The sequence below is a fragment of the Sulfuriferula multivorans genome (assembly GCF_003851125.1).
GTDB lineage: Bacteria > Pseudomonadota > Gammaproteobacteria > Burkholderiales > Sulfuriferulaceae > Sulfuriferula > Sulfuriferula multivorans.
This window is the reverse complement of sequence record NZ_BGOW01000026.1, coordinates 58,491-74,040: the sequence shown is the minus strand read 5'-3', so window position 1 is coordinate 74,040 and position 15,550 is coordinate 58,491. Positions and strand designations below refer to the sequence as shown.

Here is a 15,550-nt window from a genome sequence, read left to right as displayed (position 1 = left end):
GAGATGTCATGTCTTTGATAGGCCTCAGCCATTCGCGTCCACCGCAGTTTATGTAAAAAACTATTTTAACATATCACGTGACGACACTGTCTAGCTTGGTAACATGATGTTACCAAGCCACAAGAACGCAAAAAACTCACATTATCAATGCGCTAGAGGAAGCGGCCCGACCTCTTGTTCATAAATATCACACGTTCACGATACGCGAACATCAAAACAACTTGAACAATCTCGTTTGTTCATTTATTCTCATGTTCACGTAACGTGAAAAGCTTAAAAAGATGAACATGGTCCATGACTTACTGCCTATTCCCGGGGAAGCAGAACAACTGTTACAGCGAGCCGTAGCAGCATTTCGCCAGATGACCGGTATTGGGGCGCAAGTCGGCCCTTACCCAGTTCAAGGGCTATTCGATGCGGAAGCTGATGCCACGGTCGAATTCGAGAAAGGCAAAGGGCACGTCAAATACGCCGCTGTGGTCACACTGACGGTTATTGATCGCTTCAAAATGCTGGAAGCCTGGCAGGATTTGGGTAGAAATGAGCGCGAACCTCGGATGCTGGTTGTGCCTTATATGACAGCCGCGATGGCGGAACGCTGTAGGCTACTGAGAATTCAGTTCCTCGATGCCGTCGGCAACGCCTATCTGGATGCCCCTGGCCTGTTCGTGTACGTCGCCGGGCGCAAAAGGCCCGACATCCAGGAGTTGAATACAAAAGCAACACCTCACCGCGTATTTAAACCAACAGGGATGCGAATCATCTTCGCGCTGTTGCTGAATCCTGCCCTTGCTGGAAGGGGCTACCGAGACATCGCCAAGGCAGCAGGTGTCGCCTTGGGAGCGGTTGGCGGGGTATTAGAAGACATGACGAACAGAGGTCATCTCCATGAGGTGTTACGGGGTGAAAAGCGTTTGTTCGACCCTCACCGCTTGACGCAAGAGTGGGTAGCTTATTATCCCGTGAAGCTACGCCCAAAACTGAATGCGCGCCGGTTCCGTGCCCCCCATCCCGACTGGTGGAAGAACGTCGAACTCGCTGAATACCAAGCTCGCTGGGGTGGTGAGGTCGCGGCAGACAAGCTGACTGGATATTTAAAGCCAGCGACCTTCACCATTTACCTGCATGGCAAGCCCGACCGGCTGATCCTGGAACAACGACTCAGGCCCGATATGAATGGGGATGTCGAAGTGCTGGAAGCATTCTGGGACGTGGCCGAAGAAGCTGCCTGGCAAGAAGGATATCCCAATGACACCGTTCCTCCCTTGCTTGCATATGCCGACCTCATGGCAACCACTGACAGCAGGAATCTCGACACTGCACGGATGATTTATGACCGTTACTTGGCCAACGCTGAAAATCAGGTCTGACAAGCCTGTTGAGGCTACGCAGCTAGAGATCATGCGGCACGTGGATCAGGTGGCTCGCAGCCTCAACCTCCGCTATTTTGTGGCTGGAGCGCTGGCCAGAGTAATCCTGTTGGAGCATGTATATGGTCAAAGGCCCGGCCCAGCCACGCGGGATGTCGATTTTGGGGTGACAGTAAAAGATTGGGCCACCTTCCAGTCTCTGAAAAATGGATTGATAGATACGGGGATATTTGAAACTGATCCAGGCGCGATACAAAGGCTGATCTACGTGCGCAGCATTCATCGCCTCTGGATCGATCTCGTGCCATTCGGTGGTGTTGAGCAGGATGGCAGGATGATCGCTTGGCCGCCAGATCGTGCCATGGTCATGAACGTTGCAGGATTCAGCGAGGCGGCTGATGCCGCTGTTGAAGTCGAGATTGTTCCAGGTCTCACGGTGGCTGTCGCTTCGCTCCCTTCGCTGGCCGTGCTCAAGCTCATCACCTGGTTGGACCGCTGGCCGGACAATCGGGGGAAAGACGCCCAGGACTTTTTTCACATCCTTTCGAGGTATGCAGAAGCGGGGAATATGGATCGTCTATATGACTCGGAACAGGCGCTGATGGCTCGGGCAGACTTCGATCCCGACCTGGCTGGCGCAGGCCTGCTCGGTCGGGAGGCCGCTCAACTTTGCCTTCCCGAAACAGCATCACTCATCACCCAATTGTTTTCCGATAACAAAGAATCTGAGCGATTCACAGGCCACATCCTCAGTGAGGTACAGATGGATAGCGATAGCGCTAGAGCCGAAAAGGTGCGGCGCTATCTGAACCTGTTCATCGCCTCATTCAATGAGGCTGGGTTCAAATCCGTATAGAACAATCAATAGAAACAGGGAAGCCCATGGATATCCAACCAGACAAACAAAACCTTGATCGCACCTTTGCCACGACGGTCTACTACATCGACTTCTACCAGCGTGATTATAAGTGGACGGACGAGCCAGTTCGCCGACTAATTGACGACATGTTCTATCAGTTCGACGAAGCCTACGCGAAACATTCTGCGCTTGAACCTAATGGTGAAAACGTCAATGCTCGCTATCCTTGGTATTACCTCAATACCTATGTAACCAATACGGTGCAGGGGCGAGTATTTGTGGTCGATGGTCAGCAGCGCTTAACGACGCTGACTCTATTCCTTGTGCAGCTTTATCGAATGGCAACGGCATTCGATTCCAAAACCGTGGGCTGGCTAGAAAGGAAAATTGCTGGTTACGCGGGAACGGAGTATGAGTTTTGGATGAATCATGTACGCCACATACAGGTCCTCAAGGCTCTGATGGAGGGGGCTGAACCATCCACCGTAGATACTTCATCTGGCGTGACCGCTATCAACATGGTTCAAAACTTCGTGCTCATCTCCTCTGAGCTGAGGCAACGCCTGACAACGAAACATCGATTCGAGACGTTCATTTACTACTTCCTGTACCGCTTGGTGCTCATCAACCTAGCGGTGGAATCTACCCACGTACCGATGGTGTTTGAGGTTATCAATGATCGCGGCGTGCGACTCAAGCCATACGAGATTCTGAAGGGGAAGCTACTCGGACAGATTGACAAGCTCGAACTCGAAAGCGGTGGGTACAACGACATTTGGGAAGAGCGGGTTGCAGCGGTCAACGCTAACCGTGAGGACGAGATCGATAACTTTTTTCGCTACTGGCTAAAGGCCAAGTTCGCTGATACACGCAAGTCGGGGCAGCGCTTCGATGGTGACTATCACCGCGAGATGTTCAAGGCTGACATGAACGGGATGCTGAAGCTCGACCATGAACCCTCGCAAGTCAAAGCCTTTCTCAAAGGCGACTTCAGCTACTACGCGAGTCTTTACGCGAAGTTATGGAAAGCGAGTTTGCAAGAGGAAATACTGTATCCAGCCGTGTACTTCAACAGCTTAAATGAGTTGGACAGCCAGTATCTATTAGTACTCTCAGCCTGCACGGTAAACGATCCGCACGAAGCGGGCAAAATACGCGTTGTCACGGAACAGTTAGACAGGCTATTCACGTTGCTGCAGTTACAAGGCGCTTACGATAGCAACGAATTCGCAGCTCGGTTGTTCGAAATCAGCGCAGAGTTGAGGGAGAAACCTGCAGAGGCCATACCCGCCATCTTTGATAAGCACCTCATGGCTGAGATTGCCGAGCGGCGAGCCACAGAGGTCAAGCAGGTGTTCAGCTACACCCTGTTCCGTCCGATGTCCATCGATCGACTCAACACACGGTTCATCCGATACTTTTTTGGGCGAATTGAACTACTTCTTTCCAGCGGGATGAAACTAAAAATGAAGCACGGCTTGCAGGAGCTTGTCACTTCGCGCGGCGCCAAGACAGGATTTCATGTGGAGCACATCCTCTCGCGCAATGACGAAAGCTTGGCTGCATTCGATGGTGATGAAGAGCGATTTGAGGTTGAACGGAATCGGCTCGGTGGGGTGCTGCTGCTCAAAGGTAAAGACAACATCTCAAGTGGCAACGAGCTATACGCACACAAACTGAAGTCGTATGCGAACACGTTGTACTGGAATGAGACCCTCCGGTCAGATGCGTACCACAGCAAGCTCGACTTCCGAGATTTCGCTAAGGCCCATCACCTTTCATTCAGCGCCCTAAACAAGTTTGGGCCCGAAGAGTTGGAAGAGCGCCAGAGACTGTTATTTGAGCTTAGCGCGTTGATTTGGTCAGCGCCGACAGGTGCTTTGTCCTGACCATAGGCTACCCATAATTCACGGCTACTTCGTCAACGCCATGAACAATTGCGGCAGCCGCTCTGGCAGCCGCTCGATGTGGTCGATGACGGTGAACTGGCGACCGAAGATGTCGCCAACGTATTCGTCGGCCTTGGGGTCGAGGCTGATGCAGTAGGGGAAGATGTCCTGCCGGTCGAGCTCCTTCACCGCCTGGCGGGCGTCTTCAATGAGCAGGCGCTCATCATGAGCATCCACGTCGGACGAACGGCCGTCGGTGAGAATGAGCATGAGTTTCTTGTCGGCCGGGCGCGCGGCGAGATAATGCGCAGCGTGGCGCATCGCCGCGCCCATGCGGGTTGAGTAGCCCGCCTCCATCGCGGCCAGCCGCGCTTTCACGTCGTCGTTAAAGTGCTCGCCGTAGCCCTTGATGTGCAGGTAGCGCACGTCATGGCGGGTGTTGGAGTGGAAGCCCGCAATCGCGAACGGGTCGCCGAGTTTTTCAATCGCCCAGGCCAGCAGCGAAACCGCCTCCTGACTCAATTCAAGTATGGTCTGGTCGCTTCCCGCTGCTTTTTTGTTGAGCGATTCCGACAAGTCCAGCAGCAGCATGACCGTAATGTCGCGGCCGCTGGTCTTATGGCTCATGTTGATGCGTGGGTCGGGCGTGGCGCCGCCTTTGAAGTCGATCAGCGATCGGATCGCGACGTCGAGATCGAGTTCGCTGCCCTCTTCCTGATAACGGATGCGCACCTTGTCCTGCGGCTTCAGCAGGTCGAGCATTTTTTTCAGCTGCTTGGCGAGTGCGCTGTGTTTTTGCAGCAGGCGGTCGATGTCGGCCGGGTTGCCGCTGGGATGCAGCGCTTCGTAGACGCTGGCCCAGTCCGGCCGATAGGTCTGGCTGCTGTAGTCCCACTCGGGGTAGTGGCGCGGCGGCAGGCCGCGGATTTCCTCGCCCGGCTCGATCTTGCGTTCCTCGTCGAAGGCGTCTTCCTCGTCGCCCGCCTCGATGAATTTCCATAGCTGGCGGTTGTCGTCGCGGTAGTCCACCACCGTATTGTCGAAATGGACCCTGGCAAACTGGTCGCTCTGGCGGCGCGTTCTGGCAACGTAGGAGAGCGCGAGCGACGCGATTTCCTGCATGCTGGATGTGCCCTGCGCCATCACGGCGTGGAAGCGCGCGACGAAGTCGTTGAGGTCGGCATCAACGTAACCGTGATCCGGATCGAGCAGCGCGCGCGACAGCATCGTCATGCGATGGCGCAGGCAGGAGGTGGTCTCGGGATCGCAGGAGGTCTCCAAAGGCTCCGGATGCAGCGCGAGAAACAGCTTGCGCAGACCGGGGTATTCGCGGATCAGCAGCGTCTCGATGCGACAGTCCTCGAAGAACTCCACCGCCATGCGCTGGAACGGACTCCAGTTGTCGGCAACCTGCGCTTCGGACCAGCGGCGATGGCCGACGATGTGGGCGAGCACCGCGCGGTAGCGGTCGAGGCCGGAGACGTTGTCCGCGTCGTCGTACACGTCCGGCAAGCGGATGCCGAGCTTGTCGTAATACGGGATGGGCTTGCGAATTTCGTCGAACGCAGTGGAGTACGGCACCAGGTGGTCGCTGTCCCGCCACAGGCCGCGCAGATACATATCCAGCTTGCGTTCCACATCCACCAATAAGGTGCCGTGGCGCTCGCGCTGCAGCACGGCGCGGCTGTCGGCCGATTGCAGGCTGAAGTAGTCCTTTTGCCGCTCGGGGTGGGTACGGTAGTTGCGGATACCGTATTCCACCCAGTTTTTCAGGCCGGCGAGCGTGAGCTGGCTGAGCAGGTTCGGCGCCTGGGCGAAGAATTCCGGCAGGCCGGGGCTGGGAAAGGTGGTGTGGTGGCCGTGGATGGAGCCGGTGGTGCGCTCCATGAAATTCAAGGTGATGTCCAGGTAATCCTGCAACAGCTCCTGCGCTTTCAGGCGCCGTGCCACCGGTGCCAGAGTCTGCAGGAAAGGCGCGATAGCGCGACCGTTGGGAGATTTCTGCATGCGCTGGATCAGCACCATCACCGCGGGCAACGCAGATTCGCCTACCGCCTTCGCAGTGGACGGCCACGCTTCCATGAACGCCAGCATCGGCTCGACCCCGCGCCCCAGCTTGCCGATGACGCGCGCGGCCTCGAGGTAGGCATCGAGTCCCGCGCGCGTGAGCACCGCCAACGCCTCGGCCATGCAGTCCTCGAACACCTCCTCGACCTGCGGGAAACGGGTGTCGAGCTGCTTCCAGTAGGCAGCCATCAGCGGGTGCTGATATTCGGTTTCCGTGGTCACATTCAAACCTTAGGCAAACGTCGCGTCGATGGCATGATCCAACGTTTCGCGGATGTCGGCGTCGTCGGTGATCGGGCGCACCATGGCCATACGGCAGGCATCGCGCGGCTCCACGCCGTCCTTGATGAGCGTCGCCGCATACACCAGCAGACGCGTGGAGATGCCCTCGTCCAGCCCGTGTCCTTTAAGATTGCGGGCCACGCCGCCGATCTTCACCAGCTTCGCGACCAGCGCTGCGTCCATGCCGGTTTCCTTCGCCACGATCTGCGTTTCCAGTTCGGCATTGGGGTAGTCGAAATCGAAGGCAGTGAAACGCTGCTTGGTGGACTGCTTGAGATCCTTCATCAGCGACTGGTAGCCGGGGTTGTAGGAGATGACCAGCTGAAAATCCGGATGCGCATGGATCAGCTCGCCTTTCTTGTCCAGCGGCAGGGTGCGGCGGTGGTCGGTGAGCGGGTGGATCACCACGGTGGTGTCCTGGCGCGCTTCCACGATCTCATCCAGGTAGCAGATCGCACCGAGGCGCGCGGCAGTGGTCAGCGGGCCGTCCAGCCAGCGGGTGCCGTTGGCCTCCAGCAGATAGCGGCCGACCAGGTCAGACGCGGTCATGTCCTCGTTGCAGGCCACGGTAATGAGCGGCTTGTTCAACTTCCAGGCCATGTATTCGACGAAGCGCGATTTGCCACAGCCGGTAGGCCCTTTCACCATCACCGGCAGACGCGAGCGGTAGGCGGCCTCGTACAGCTGGACCTCGTTGCGCTGCTGCTGATAGAAGGGTTCCTGGTGAATCTTGTACTGGTCTTTGTAGTTATGGCCGCTTTGCTTAACGTTCACTTCGCTCACGTTGGCCTCCACTGAAACTTCGTTTTCAATCATTTTCATTCCTCGTGCTGGAAGAAAAACGCCCCCAGTGAACCGGAGGCGTTTCTCGCTTGCATCAACGTGGCAGGGCTTACTTGTGCACGCCCAGCTTTTCGCGCCAGCCGGGATACAGTTTGTCGGCGTCGCCAGGGAAGGATTCGAACGCACGCGCGAATTCCTTGTGGCTCTTGGCGAATTCGATCGGGTCGGCACCGGCCTTCCAGCACTCGTAGGACTGACGCAGGGAGATCGCGCCGGCTGCCGGGCTGTCGATGTGGCCGTAAGCGCCACCGCCGGAGGTGTTGATGACGTTGCCGTGACCCAGGTTCTCGAAGAAGCCGGGCAGACGCAGCGCGTTCATGCCACCGGAGATGATCGGGGTGGTGGGCTTCATGCCGTACCACTTCTGGAAGTAGACCGGACCTTGAGCCTCGTCACGTTCGATCATGTAAGCGATGTTCTTGTCGCTGTTTTCGCCTTCCATCTTGCCGTAGCCCATGGTGCCGACGTGGATGCCGGAAGCACCTTGCAGACGGGATATCTTGGCCAGCACAAACGCCGTGTAGCCGCGTTTGGCGGAGGGCGAAGTGATCATGCCGTGGCCGGCGCGGTGGTAATGCAGGTACTGGTTGGGATACTGGCGGCGGGCGGTGGTCACCATGCCGGGGCCACCAACGAAACCGTCAACCAGGAATGCGACTTTGTCAGCATCCGGCCCGAATGTTTCGAGAATGAAGTCGGCACGGGCGCACATTTCATAGTGATCGTCAGCGGTGATGTTTGCTGAAAACAATTTGGCCTGGCCGGTTTCGTCCTGGGCGCGTTTCATCGCATCAGCAACCAAGGGAATAACCTTCTTGGCCGGGCAGAATACCTGGTTGCCCTGAGGTTCGTCGTTCTTGATGAAGTCGCCGCCCAGCCAGAACTGGTAAGCGGCGGCTGCAAACGGCTCGGGACGCAGACCCAGTTTGGGCTTGATGATGGTGCCAGCAATGTAACCGCCGTCCTTGATCGGGCGACCGAGGATGCGCCACATGTCGCTGATGTCCTTGGATGGCCCGTCGAACAGCTGGATGGCGCGTTCCGGGAAGTAAATGTCGTGAATTTTGGCGTGCTCGATGTCGCCCATGCCCTGGTTGTTACCGATCACCAGGGTCAGCACGGAGACGATCATCATGCGGCCGTCGGTGATGTTGCGGTCGAACAGGTCGAGTGGATAGGCAATCCGCATGTCTTCGGTGGCTTCGTCGATGTAATACACCAGCGCGTCGACACCCTTGGTGAAGTCGTCGGTGGTGGAGACTTCGACGTTGGTGCCGGTGGAGGACTCGGCGGCAAAGTGGGACGAGGCTTCCAGATAGCCGTGACCGGACTTCGGTTTCATCTTGTAGGCAACGAGGATGTGCTTGCCACCCTTGATCAGGTCTTCCTCTTTCAGACTGAGGTCGGAATAACGTGCGGATTGATCCATGCTTGGCTCCTGCGGTAGATAAACAAAGCTTCGGGAGCAAAGCCCCTGAAAGCAGCTGGGCTGACTATACGCACGGGCTTATATAATTAATATTAAATTGTTATGATAATAACTATATCAATTACCTTATATATCATGCGCCGTCTTACCCTCCGCCAATTCAAGGTATTTGAAGCTGTCGCGCGCCACCTTTCCTTTTCCAGGGCGGCAGCGGAGTTGCACCTGAGCCAGCCCGCCGTCTCCATGCAGGTCAAAGGGCTGGAAAACATCGTGGGCCAGCCACTCACCGAACAACTGGGGAAAAAAATCTATCTCACCGAGGCCGGACGAGAGGTGCTTCACACCAGCCAGAACATCGCGGCGCAATTGAATGACCTGCACACCAATCTGGAGCAACTCCGCGGTATGGACAGCGGTCGCCTCAACCTTGCCGTCACTTCTACCGTGAACGCCGTCGCCACGGGCATCCTTGCCCGCTTTCGGGGAAGGCATCCCATGCTGTCGATTCACCTTGACGTGTCCAACCGCGAGTCGGTACTGAGCCAGCTTGCTGCCAACAGCATCGATCTGGCCATCATGGGGCAGGTACCCGAAGGCCTGGGGCTGGAAGCCATCCGCTTCATGGACAACCCACTGGTGGTCATCGCGCCGCCCGACCATCCGCTCACCCACAAAAAATGGATTTCAGCCAACGAGCTGGCCACCGAGTCTTTTCTGGTGCGCGAAGCCGGATCCGGCACACGCGGCGCGATGGAACGCTTCTTCGCCGCCAAAGGGCTGGAAATCCGCACCAGCATGGAAATGAGCAGCAACGAGGCGATCAAACAGGCGGTACAGGCCGGGCTGGGTCTGGGCATCCTCTCGCAGCAGACGCTGGAGATGGAACTGGCGCTCAAGCACCTTGCCGTGCTCGCGGTCGAGGATTTTCCCATCATGCGTCACTGGTATCTCGTCCATCGCGCCGACAAACGGCTCTCGCCCGTGGCGCAGGCATTCAAGCAGTTCGTGCTGGATGAGGGTAAGGCAAAGCAAGCCGGCTAGCTACACTGCCTTCTGCTGGTTTTTCAGCATTTGATGTGCGCGCGCTTCGAGTTTCTCCAGAATCACATGCTTGGAGTCAAGGATTGCGGCCTGTTTAAGGCGAACCAAGGCAGCATCGGCACGCCCTTCACCCAGCAGACAATCAGCCTCGGTTATCAGCCGAACCATTGCCTGGTCGGGCGCCAGCTGTTCCAGCTGTGCCAGGTAACCATCGCGGCGCGAATATGCCTTGGTTTCATGCGCAGCACGTGCGGCAATCAACGCTGCCTGCCATTGCGTAGAATCCAGCGAGAGCGCTTCGGCCGCGCGGTTTTCAGCCCGGTTATAGCGCATCTCCAGCAACGCCGTGAGCGCCTCGCTGAGCGCCTCACGCGACTTTTGTTCGCGTTGCCTGGCGCGGAAAGTGCGCACTTGTTCCGGCAGGCGCAAGGTCGCCGAGGCAAGCCGAAAGAACAGATGACCCAGTACCAGCAAGACCAGGAATACCGCCACCATCAGCGTAAGCGAGAGCTCTACCCGATATGGCGGGTACACCAAAACGGCATAGCCCGGGTCGTATTTTCCCGCCATGGTAAAGCCCACCGCCAAGGCGAAAAGCACAACAATCCAGATGAGCGCACGCATTAATGCTTACGCCCGATGCGGCTCGCCTGCAACGCCGCGAGACTTTCCGACAGGCTAGGCAATTGGATGCTGACCGGGCTATTGGCCAATTTACCAAGGCTGATCAAGGCCCTCGCCACCCGCGCGTCGCTACCGTTGAAATAACGCTTCACCCAATTCTGGGCATCCAGCAGATCGGATTTGTAACTGACTTCATCGTGCGCCAGCAACGCGATGCGCGCGGTGAGCAGGCGCAACTTGAGATTTTGCCGCAGGAAATAAACTTGTGTCGGCGCCAGCAATGCAGTGTCTGGTGTATCCATGCGCCGCACCTGCACCAGACCCTTGAGTTCTTGCAGGATTTCACGCCCAAAGCGGTTGGCTGTGCCAGTCGTTTGAGGACGCTGGCTGCGCGGTTGGGCGACCGGAATTTCATGTTCGCTGGCAATCGGCAGATCATCTACATCGGCTATCAACGCATCCAGACGCTGCGCAATGCCCACTGTATCAATCTGGGGGACTTCCTGCAGACGCAGGATATCGTCATTGATCGCATGCTGCAGTGCCGCAAACTGGGGTTTGTTCAGGCGTTCCAGACGCGTCTCCGCACTCCGCAATGCGATCAGCGCGGCCTTGGCATTGCCTGCCAGCTGCAATTGCTGACTGGCAGACAGGACGATCTGCTCTATATCCGCCAAAGTCCACTCATCACGACTACGCGCCAAATCCTGATACAAGGCTTCCAGCGCCAACTGCTGATTTTGTGAATCGGCCAGCTTGCCCTGAATTTCCCCCAGCTTGACCGACAGTTCGCGCGTGCTTTCTATCGCCTGCTTACTCAACACCCGGCTTTCCTGCTCGACATTGTTGGATGCTGCCAGGCGTTGCCCTAATTCGGTCTGCAGCTGGTGGATACGGTTATTGCTATCCCACCACTGCCAGCCTGCTATTCCCAGCGCCAGCAATGCCACTATCAGTGCGGGCCGGATACGCCCAAGATTGTCAAGCAAATCCGGTTTGTCGACGGTTTGTGGCTGTTCGATCATGGATGGATCCTGAACCATTCAATCATACCCTGTACCAGCCCCTCGTCCCCGGAGGGGGTGGCCATACTCTGTTCCAGCCCAAGTTCACGCGTAACCTCCAGGATGCGGGGGTGCGGCACAAACACGGGTGTGGTTTTCAGCCATTGCCGCCCCAGCTTGCCCAACATATCGTAGAGATTACGCAAGCCTTCCGCACTGGTCACCGTCACCGCGTTAATTTCATTGCGCGACCACTGGCGTAGCAATCCGCCCGCCGATGCATCCGGGCGGCTGCGCCGGTAACATTCGGCATATTCGATACTGGCACCGCGTGCGGCCAGGGTGTCGCCCAGCACCTCACGGCCGCCGTCGCCGCGAAAAATGACGATGCGTTGACCAGCCACATTTTGCAGCTCGGGCATTTCCAGCAGATTCTCGCTATCAAAGCGGGCTGTTGGCGCAATGATATCGGTGATGCCAAAGTGTTTCAGTTCCTTGCTGCTGCCGCGGCCGATGGCAGCGATTTTGAGAGAAGGCGGCAATTCACGGCGCGACTTGATCAGGTTCATCGCCTTGTTCACCGCATTCGGACTGATGAAAATAGCGAGATCCACGCTATCCAGCCGGTCAATCAGCTCATACAACGGCTGCAGGTCGGCTGCGTCCAGAATTTCCAGCACCGGGAATAGCACCGGCTTGCCCGCCGCGGCAATAATCAGTTCAGCCAGATGCGCCGCCTGATGCGCGGGTCGCGTTACCAGTACGCCGCGTCCATTCAATGAGGTATTCATGCTGATAACGCCGCGAGGATTGCACCCGCACCCAGAGCCAGGAGTTGATCCGCCAATTGACAGCCCAGGCGTTCCGCATCCTGACATGGCCCGGACACGCTGCCGCTGATAATGCGGCTACCATCGATTTCCGCGACGAAACCGCGCAAATTGAGAACACCATCCGCAATCTGCGCATAACCACCCAGAGGCACCTGGCAACTGCCTCCCAGGGTGCGGCTCATGGCACGTTCGGCTCGGACGCAGTCGGCGGTGGCACTATGATTAAGCGGTGCCAGCAAAGCCACCAGATCCTCGCGTCCGGCCAGACACTCAATGCCCAGCGCGCCCTGACCGACTGCAGGCAAACTCTGCTCGGGGCTGATTTCATTGCGGATGCGTGCGCCCAATCCCAACCGTTTAAGCCCTGCGGCGGCAAGGATGATGGCGTCATACTGGCCTTCATCGAGCTTGCGCAAGCGGGTCTGTACATTGCCGCGCAGTGGCTCAACTATCAATTGCGGAAAACGTGCGCGTAACTGGCATTCGCGCCGCAGACTGGATGTGCCGACTCGCGCCCCTGCAGGTAACGCGTCGAGGCTGGCATAGGTGCCGGAGACAAACGCATCGCGCGGGTCTTCGCGCTCGCCAATCGCCGCGAGCTGGAAACCTTCCGGTAAATTCATCGGCACGTCTTTGATGGAATGCACGGCAATGTGCGCGCGCCCTTCCGCCATCGCCGTTTCCAGTTCCTTGACGAATAAACCCTTTCCGCCAATTTTACTCAGAGGTGAATCGAGAATCTGGTCACCCTGAGTCGTCATCCCCAGGATACGCACCCGCATGGCCGGATAAAGCGCACGCAGGCGCTCGGCAACGTGTTCTGCCTGCCACAGGGCAAGTGCGCTCTCGCGCGAAGCGATGATCAATTCATCCGGGGTGATTGGGGGGTGGTTTGGACTATTTAACAAAGGACGGCCTGCACGTAAAATGGAGCATCAATTAGCGTATTTGCGCTTGGAGCAATGACAATGATGAAATTGGCAACGTTATTTCTTTTAGGAATTCTAGCATGGACCGGCCTATCCCCGGCGCGTGCAGAAACCCCAAACGTTCCTTACAGCACCAACCTGAAAGCCGATGCGGAACTGGCAAAAAGCCGCGGCGTGCCCATCATGGTAATGTTTGGCTCGCCGCATTGCCCTTACTGCGAGCGCCTGCTCAGTGAGTTTCTGCTGCCCATGCAACGCAATCCGGAGTATGCCAAAAAAGTGCTGATGCGCCGGGTAGAAGTTGGCAGTACGCAAAGCCTGATTGATTTCAACGGAAAACCGACCACCCAGGGTGATTTTGCCAAACTGCACCAGATTGGACTCTCGCCTACCGTGGTCGTTTTTGACTACCGCGGCAACCCGGCCTCTGCACCGCTCATCGGTTTGGGAACGGTGGATTACTACGGCGCCTTTCTGGATGCCGCAATTGATGCCGGACTGACCAAGGTTGCCAGCAATAAATCGCCTCAGCGCTTGAACTGACGAATAACCGCATACTGCCGGCGACTGACCGGCAGGGTCTCATCCAGCCCCTTCAGCAGCACCACCCAGCCAGCCGGCTCCGTGCTTTCACCTTCACCAGGCCGAATCACAAACCCCTCGATGGCGCTACGCGCCACCAGGCTGTTGCGGTGCACGCGCACGAATGTCTCACCGAACTCCTGCTCGAGGTTAATTAGCGACTCATCCAGAAGATAGGTATGGGTGAAGGTACGGGCAGCCACATATTTTTGCTCGGCACGCAGATAAATGACCTCCTCCACCGGCACCAGCAAAATCCGTCCGCGCTCGCATGCGCTGAGAAATCGCCGCGCTTCGCTATGATGTTGGCGTAATAGCGCAGTCGTGGCAGGATTAAGCGCCTGCGCCTTGCGCAGCGCCGTAACCAGCCGTTCGCTGCGTACCGGTTTGAGCAGATAATCGACCGCGCTCAATTCGAATGCCTGGATGGCATAGCTGTCATAGGCAGTCGCAAACACCACGGCGGGTGGCGTATCCAGCCTGCCCAGATGCTGGGCAAGTTCAAGCCCGTCCATCACCGGCATACGAATATCGAGCAGCACGACATCTACCGCAGTGTGTTCGAGCACTTGCAACGCCTGTACGCCATTGGCAGCCTCCCCCACCACCGTGGTCGGCAGTTCTGCAGCACAATCCGTCAGCAGGTCACGCAAACGATTGCGCGCCGGGGCTTCATCGTCCACGATGAGTATCTGCAATGGCACGCTCATTTCGCGGCAGTCCGATAAGGTAACGTGATATGCACCTGATAAGCTGCGTCGCGCACCTGGGTCTTGAGGCTGGCTTCGACGTCGAAATGCAGCATCAGGCGGTTTTTGATATTCCCCATTGCCATCTTGTTGCCGCCGTGATGGCGTCCTTCGCGCTGATACGGATTGCTGATCACCAGATGTACCTGGCCATCGCTGCTATACAGATTGATGCTGATCTCGCCGGGCTGGCTGGCCGGTTCGATGCCGTGATAAACCGCGTTTTCCACCAACGGCTGCAATATCAATGGCGGTATCAGCGCGTCACCCGGCATTTTGTCGATATGCCACGCCACTTGCAAACGCTCACCCAGACGCAATGCTTCCAGTTCCAGATATTGTTTGCACAATGCCACTTCGCTGGCCAGCGGTACCAGCTGGCGGTTATCGGCCATCAATACGCGGAACAGATCCGCCAGATTTTCCAGCGCACGTTCGGCGCGGCGCGGCTCGCTGCGCACCAGACTGAGAACCGCATTCAGGCTATTGAATAAAAAATGCGGGCGTATGCGCGCCTGTAATGCCTGTAAACGCGCTTCGGACAAGGCCGGGGATAGCGCTCGTCCACGCAGGTAAAAATAGCCCAGCAACATGCCGGTTACCAGGATCACGTTGATCACATCGCGCACCCCAAAACCATACAATGCGGTGTCGGCAAACAGTCTTGCCATCATGCCTTTCACTCCGGCATGACAGACCAGCGCAAGCAGCAGTACCGCCACCACGCCTTTTTTGTAGGACAGGCGCACCAGCCAGGGCTTGCCCAGGCATAGCAATGCCAGCATCACCAACAGCGCCGGCTGTACCACCACCGACTGCTCGACAAACAGGCGCCACACACCATCTAGTGCATCGGCACGCAGCCAGGCCGCCGCCAGGGTCAGCCCTTCAACCCCGACCAGAATGCGCAGCGTAATCCCCAGATTGCAGAAATCCGGTAACTGGGTGGGATAGTCGGAGGCGGTAGGCTTTGGCATAATTCGGGTATTGTGCAGCATTGTGCTGTCTTCGGCCAAAACTCTCCCGCCTTTAGTTTTCTGGCCGAACTC

General features: G+C 57.2%; 14 protein-coding genes. 5 read left to right on the top strand and 9 right to left on the bottom strand.

Annotated features, from left to right (window positions below; translation table 11 throughout):
- Positions 1–281 precede the first annotated feature (281 nt).
- From EI185_RS12750 to EI185_RS12740, 3 genes are read left to right on the top strand one after another with little or no spacing between them, the layout of a single operon-like run.
- Positions 282–1,370, top strand: coding sequence for a type IV toxin-antitoxin system AbiEi family antitoxin (locus tag EI185_RS12750; protein ID WP_124705531.1), 1,089 nt, complete (start codon positions 282–284; stop codon positions 1,368–1,370).
- Complete coding sequence (locus tag EI185_RS12745; RefSeq protein WP_124705530.1) at positions 1,333–2,226, top strand: nucleotidyl transferase AbiEii/AbiGii toxin family protein; 894 nt, start codon at positions 1,333–1,335, stop codon at positions 2,224–2,226. The genes EI185_RS12750 and EI185_RS12745 overlap by 38 nt, the downstream gene beginning before the upstream one ends.
- Positions 2,227–2,252: 26 nt before the next feature.
- Positions 2,253–4,118, top strand: coding sequence for a DUF262 domain-containing protein (locus EI185_RS12740; RefSeq protein ID WP_124705529.1), 1,866 nt, complete (start codon positions 2,253–2,255; stop codon positions 4,116–4,118).
- A 24-nt stretch (positions 4,119–4,142) separates the two neighbouring features.
- Here the strand turns inward: EI185_RS12740 and EI185_RS12735 are convergent, their stop codons facing one another.
- The 3 genes from EI185_RS12735 to EI185_RS12725 all read right to left on the bottom strand — a co-directional run bounded on the left by EI185_RS12735 (position 4,143) and on the right by EI185_RS12725 (position 8,739).
- Positions 4,143–6,374, bottom strand: coding sequence for a nitric oxide reductase activation protein NorD (locus EI185_RS12735; RefSeq protein WP_124705537.1), 2,232 nt, complete (start codon positions 6,372–6,374; stop codon positions 4,143–4,145).
- Between the two features lie 42 nt (positions 6,375–6,416).
- The gene (locus EI185_RS12730; protein ID WP_124705528.1) at positions 6,417–7,241 is read right to left on the bottom strand and encodes a CbbQ/NirQ/NorQ/GpvN family protein; all 825 of its coding nucleotides are present in this window, start codon (positions 7,239–7,241) and stop codon (positions 6,417–6,419) included.
- 118 nt (positions 7,242–7,359) lie between these two features.
- A complete protein-coding gene (locus tag EI185_RS12725; protein ID WP_124705527.1) occupies positions 7,360–8,739 on the bottom strand; it encodes a ribulose-bisphosphate carboxylase in 1,380 nt (459 codons plus the stop codon).
- Positions 8,740–8,874: 135 nt separating this feature from the next.
- On the opposite strand from EI185_RS12725, the gene EI185_RS12720 reads away from it, so the two are divergent.
- Positions 8,875–9,780, top strand: a complete 906-nt coding sequence (locus tag EI185_RS12720) for a LysR family transcriptional regulator (protein WP_124705526.1) — start codon at positions 8,875–8,877, stop codon at positions 9,778–9,780.
- Here EI185_RS12720 and EI185_RS12715 read toward each other — a convergent pair whose 3' ends face one another.
- Genes EI185_RS12715 through hemC form a run of 4 tightly spaced genes read right to left on the bottom strand, consistent with a single transcriptional unit; the run spans position 9,781 to position 13,149 of the window.
- The gene (locus EI185_RS12715) at positions 9,781–10,404 is read right to left on the bottom strand and encodes a heme biosynthesis HemY N-terminal domain-containing protein (RefSeq protein WP_124705525.1); all 624 of its coding nucleotides are present in this window, start codon (positions 10,402–10,404) and stop codon (positions 9,781–9,783) included. It lies immediately after the preceding gene.
- Positions 10,404–11,429 carry a uroporphyrinogen-III C-methyltransferase gene (locus tag EI185_RS12710; RefSeq protein WP_189836399.1) on the bottom strand — a complete coding sequence of 342 codons (1,026 nt, stop codon included), beginning with the start codon at positions 11,427–11,429 and terminating at the stop codon, positions 10,404–10,406. The genes EI185_RS12715 and EI185_RS12710 overlap by 1 nt, the downstream gene beginning before the upstream one ends.
- Positions 11,426–12,199: a uroporphyrinogen-III synthase gene (locus EI185_RS12705; protein ID WP_124705523.1), complete on the bottom strand. Its 774-nt coding sequence runs from the start codon at positions 12,197–12,199 to the stop codon at positions 11,426–11,428. The genes EI185_RS12710 and EI185_RS12705 overlap by 4 nt, the downstream gene beginning before the upstream one ends.
- The gene (gene hemC, locus EI185_RS12700; protein WP_223247820.1) at positions 12,196–13,149 is read right to left on the bottom strand and encodes a hydroxymethylbilane synthase; all 954 of its coding nucleotides are present in this window, start codon (positions 13,147–13,149) and stop codon (positions 12,196–12,198) included. The genes EI185_RS12705 and hemC overlap by 4 nt, the downstream gene beginning before the upstream one ends.
- A gap of 60 nt (positions 13,150–13,209) precedes the next feature.
- On the opposite strand from hemC, the gene EI185_RS12695 reads away from it, so the two are divergent.
- Positions 13,210–13,713 carry a thioredoxin family protein gene (locus EI185_RS12695; RefSeq protein ID WP_189836398.1) on the top strand — a complete coding sequence of 168 codons (504 nt, stop codon included), beginning with the start codon at positions 13,210–13,212 and terminating at the stop codon, positions 13,711–13,713.
- Here the strand turns inward: EI185_RS12695 and EI185_RS12690 are convergent.
- Complete coding sequence (locus tag EI185_RS12690; protein ID WP_124705521.1) at positions 13,698–14,462, bottom strand: LytR/AlgR family response regulator transcription factor; 765 nt, start codon at positions 14,460–14,462, stop codon at positions 13,698–13,700. The genes EI185_RS12695 and EI185_RS12690 overlap by 16 nt on opposite strands.
- Positions 14,459–15,478 (bottom strand): sensor histidine kinase, encoded by a 1,020-nt coding sequence (locus tag EI185_RS12685; RefSeq protein ID WP_124705520.1) that lies wholly within the window; start codon positions 15,476–15,478, stop codon positions 14,459–14,461. The genes EI185_RS12690 and EI185_RS12685 overlap by 4 nt, the downstream gene beginning before the upstream one ends.
- Between the last annotated feature and the right edge of the window lie 72 nt (positions 15,479–15,550).

What these genes read in the sequence shown, in the direction of transcription:
- EI185_RS12750 (WP_124705531.1), top strand. Translation starts at nt 282, where the DNA reads ATGAACATGGTCCATGACTTACTGCCTATTCCCGGGGAAGCAGAACAA.
- EI185_RS12745 (WP_124705530.1), top strand. Translation starts at nt 1,333, where the DNA reads ATGACCGTTACTTGGCCAACGCTGAAAATCAGGTCTGACAAGCCTGTT.
- EI185_RS12690 (WP_124705521.1), bottom strand. Translation starts at nt 14,462, where the DNA reads ATGAGCGTGCCATTGCAGATACTCATCGTGGACGATGAAGCCCCGGCG.
- EI185_RS12720 (WP_124705526.1), top strand. Translation starts at nt 8,875, where the DNA reads ATGCGCCGTCTTACCCTCCGCCAATTCAAGGTATTTGAAGCTGTCGCG.
- EI185_RS12695 (WP_189836398.1), top strand. Translation starts at nt 13,210, where the DNA reads ATGATGAAATTGGCAACGTTATTTCTTTTAGGAATTCTAGCATGGACC.
- EI185_RS12685 (WP_124705520.1), bottom strand. Translation starts at nt 15,478, where the DNA reads ATGCCAAAGCCTACCGCCTCCGACTATCCCACCCAGTTACCGGATTTC.
- EI185_RS12740 (WP_124705529.1), top strand. Translation starts at nt 2,253, where the DNA reads ATGGATATCCAACCAGACAAACAAAACCTTGATCGCACCTTTGCCACG.
- EI185_RS12715 (WP_124705525.1), bottom strand. Translation starts at nt 10,404, where the DNA reads ATGCGTGCGCTCATCTGGATTGTTGTGCTTTTCGCCTTGGCGGTGGGC.
- EI185_RS12710 (WP_189836399.1), bottom strand. Translation starts at nt 11,429, where the DNA reads ATGATCGAACAGCCACAAACCGTCGACAAACCGGATTTGCTTGACAAT.
- EI185_RS12705 (WP_124705523.1), bottom strand. Translation starts at nt 12,199, where the DNA reads ATGAATACCTCATTGAATGGACGCGGCGTACTGGTAACGCGACCCGCG.
- EI185_RS12735 (WP_124705537.1), bottom strand. Translation starts at nt 6,374, where the DNA reads ATGGCTGCCTACTGGAAGCAGCTCGACACCCGTTTCCCGCAGGTCGAG.
- EI185_RS12725 (WP_124705527.1), bottom strand. Translation starts at nt 8,739, where the DNA reads ATGGATCAATCCGCACGTTATTCCGACCTCAGTCTGAAAGAGGAAGAC.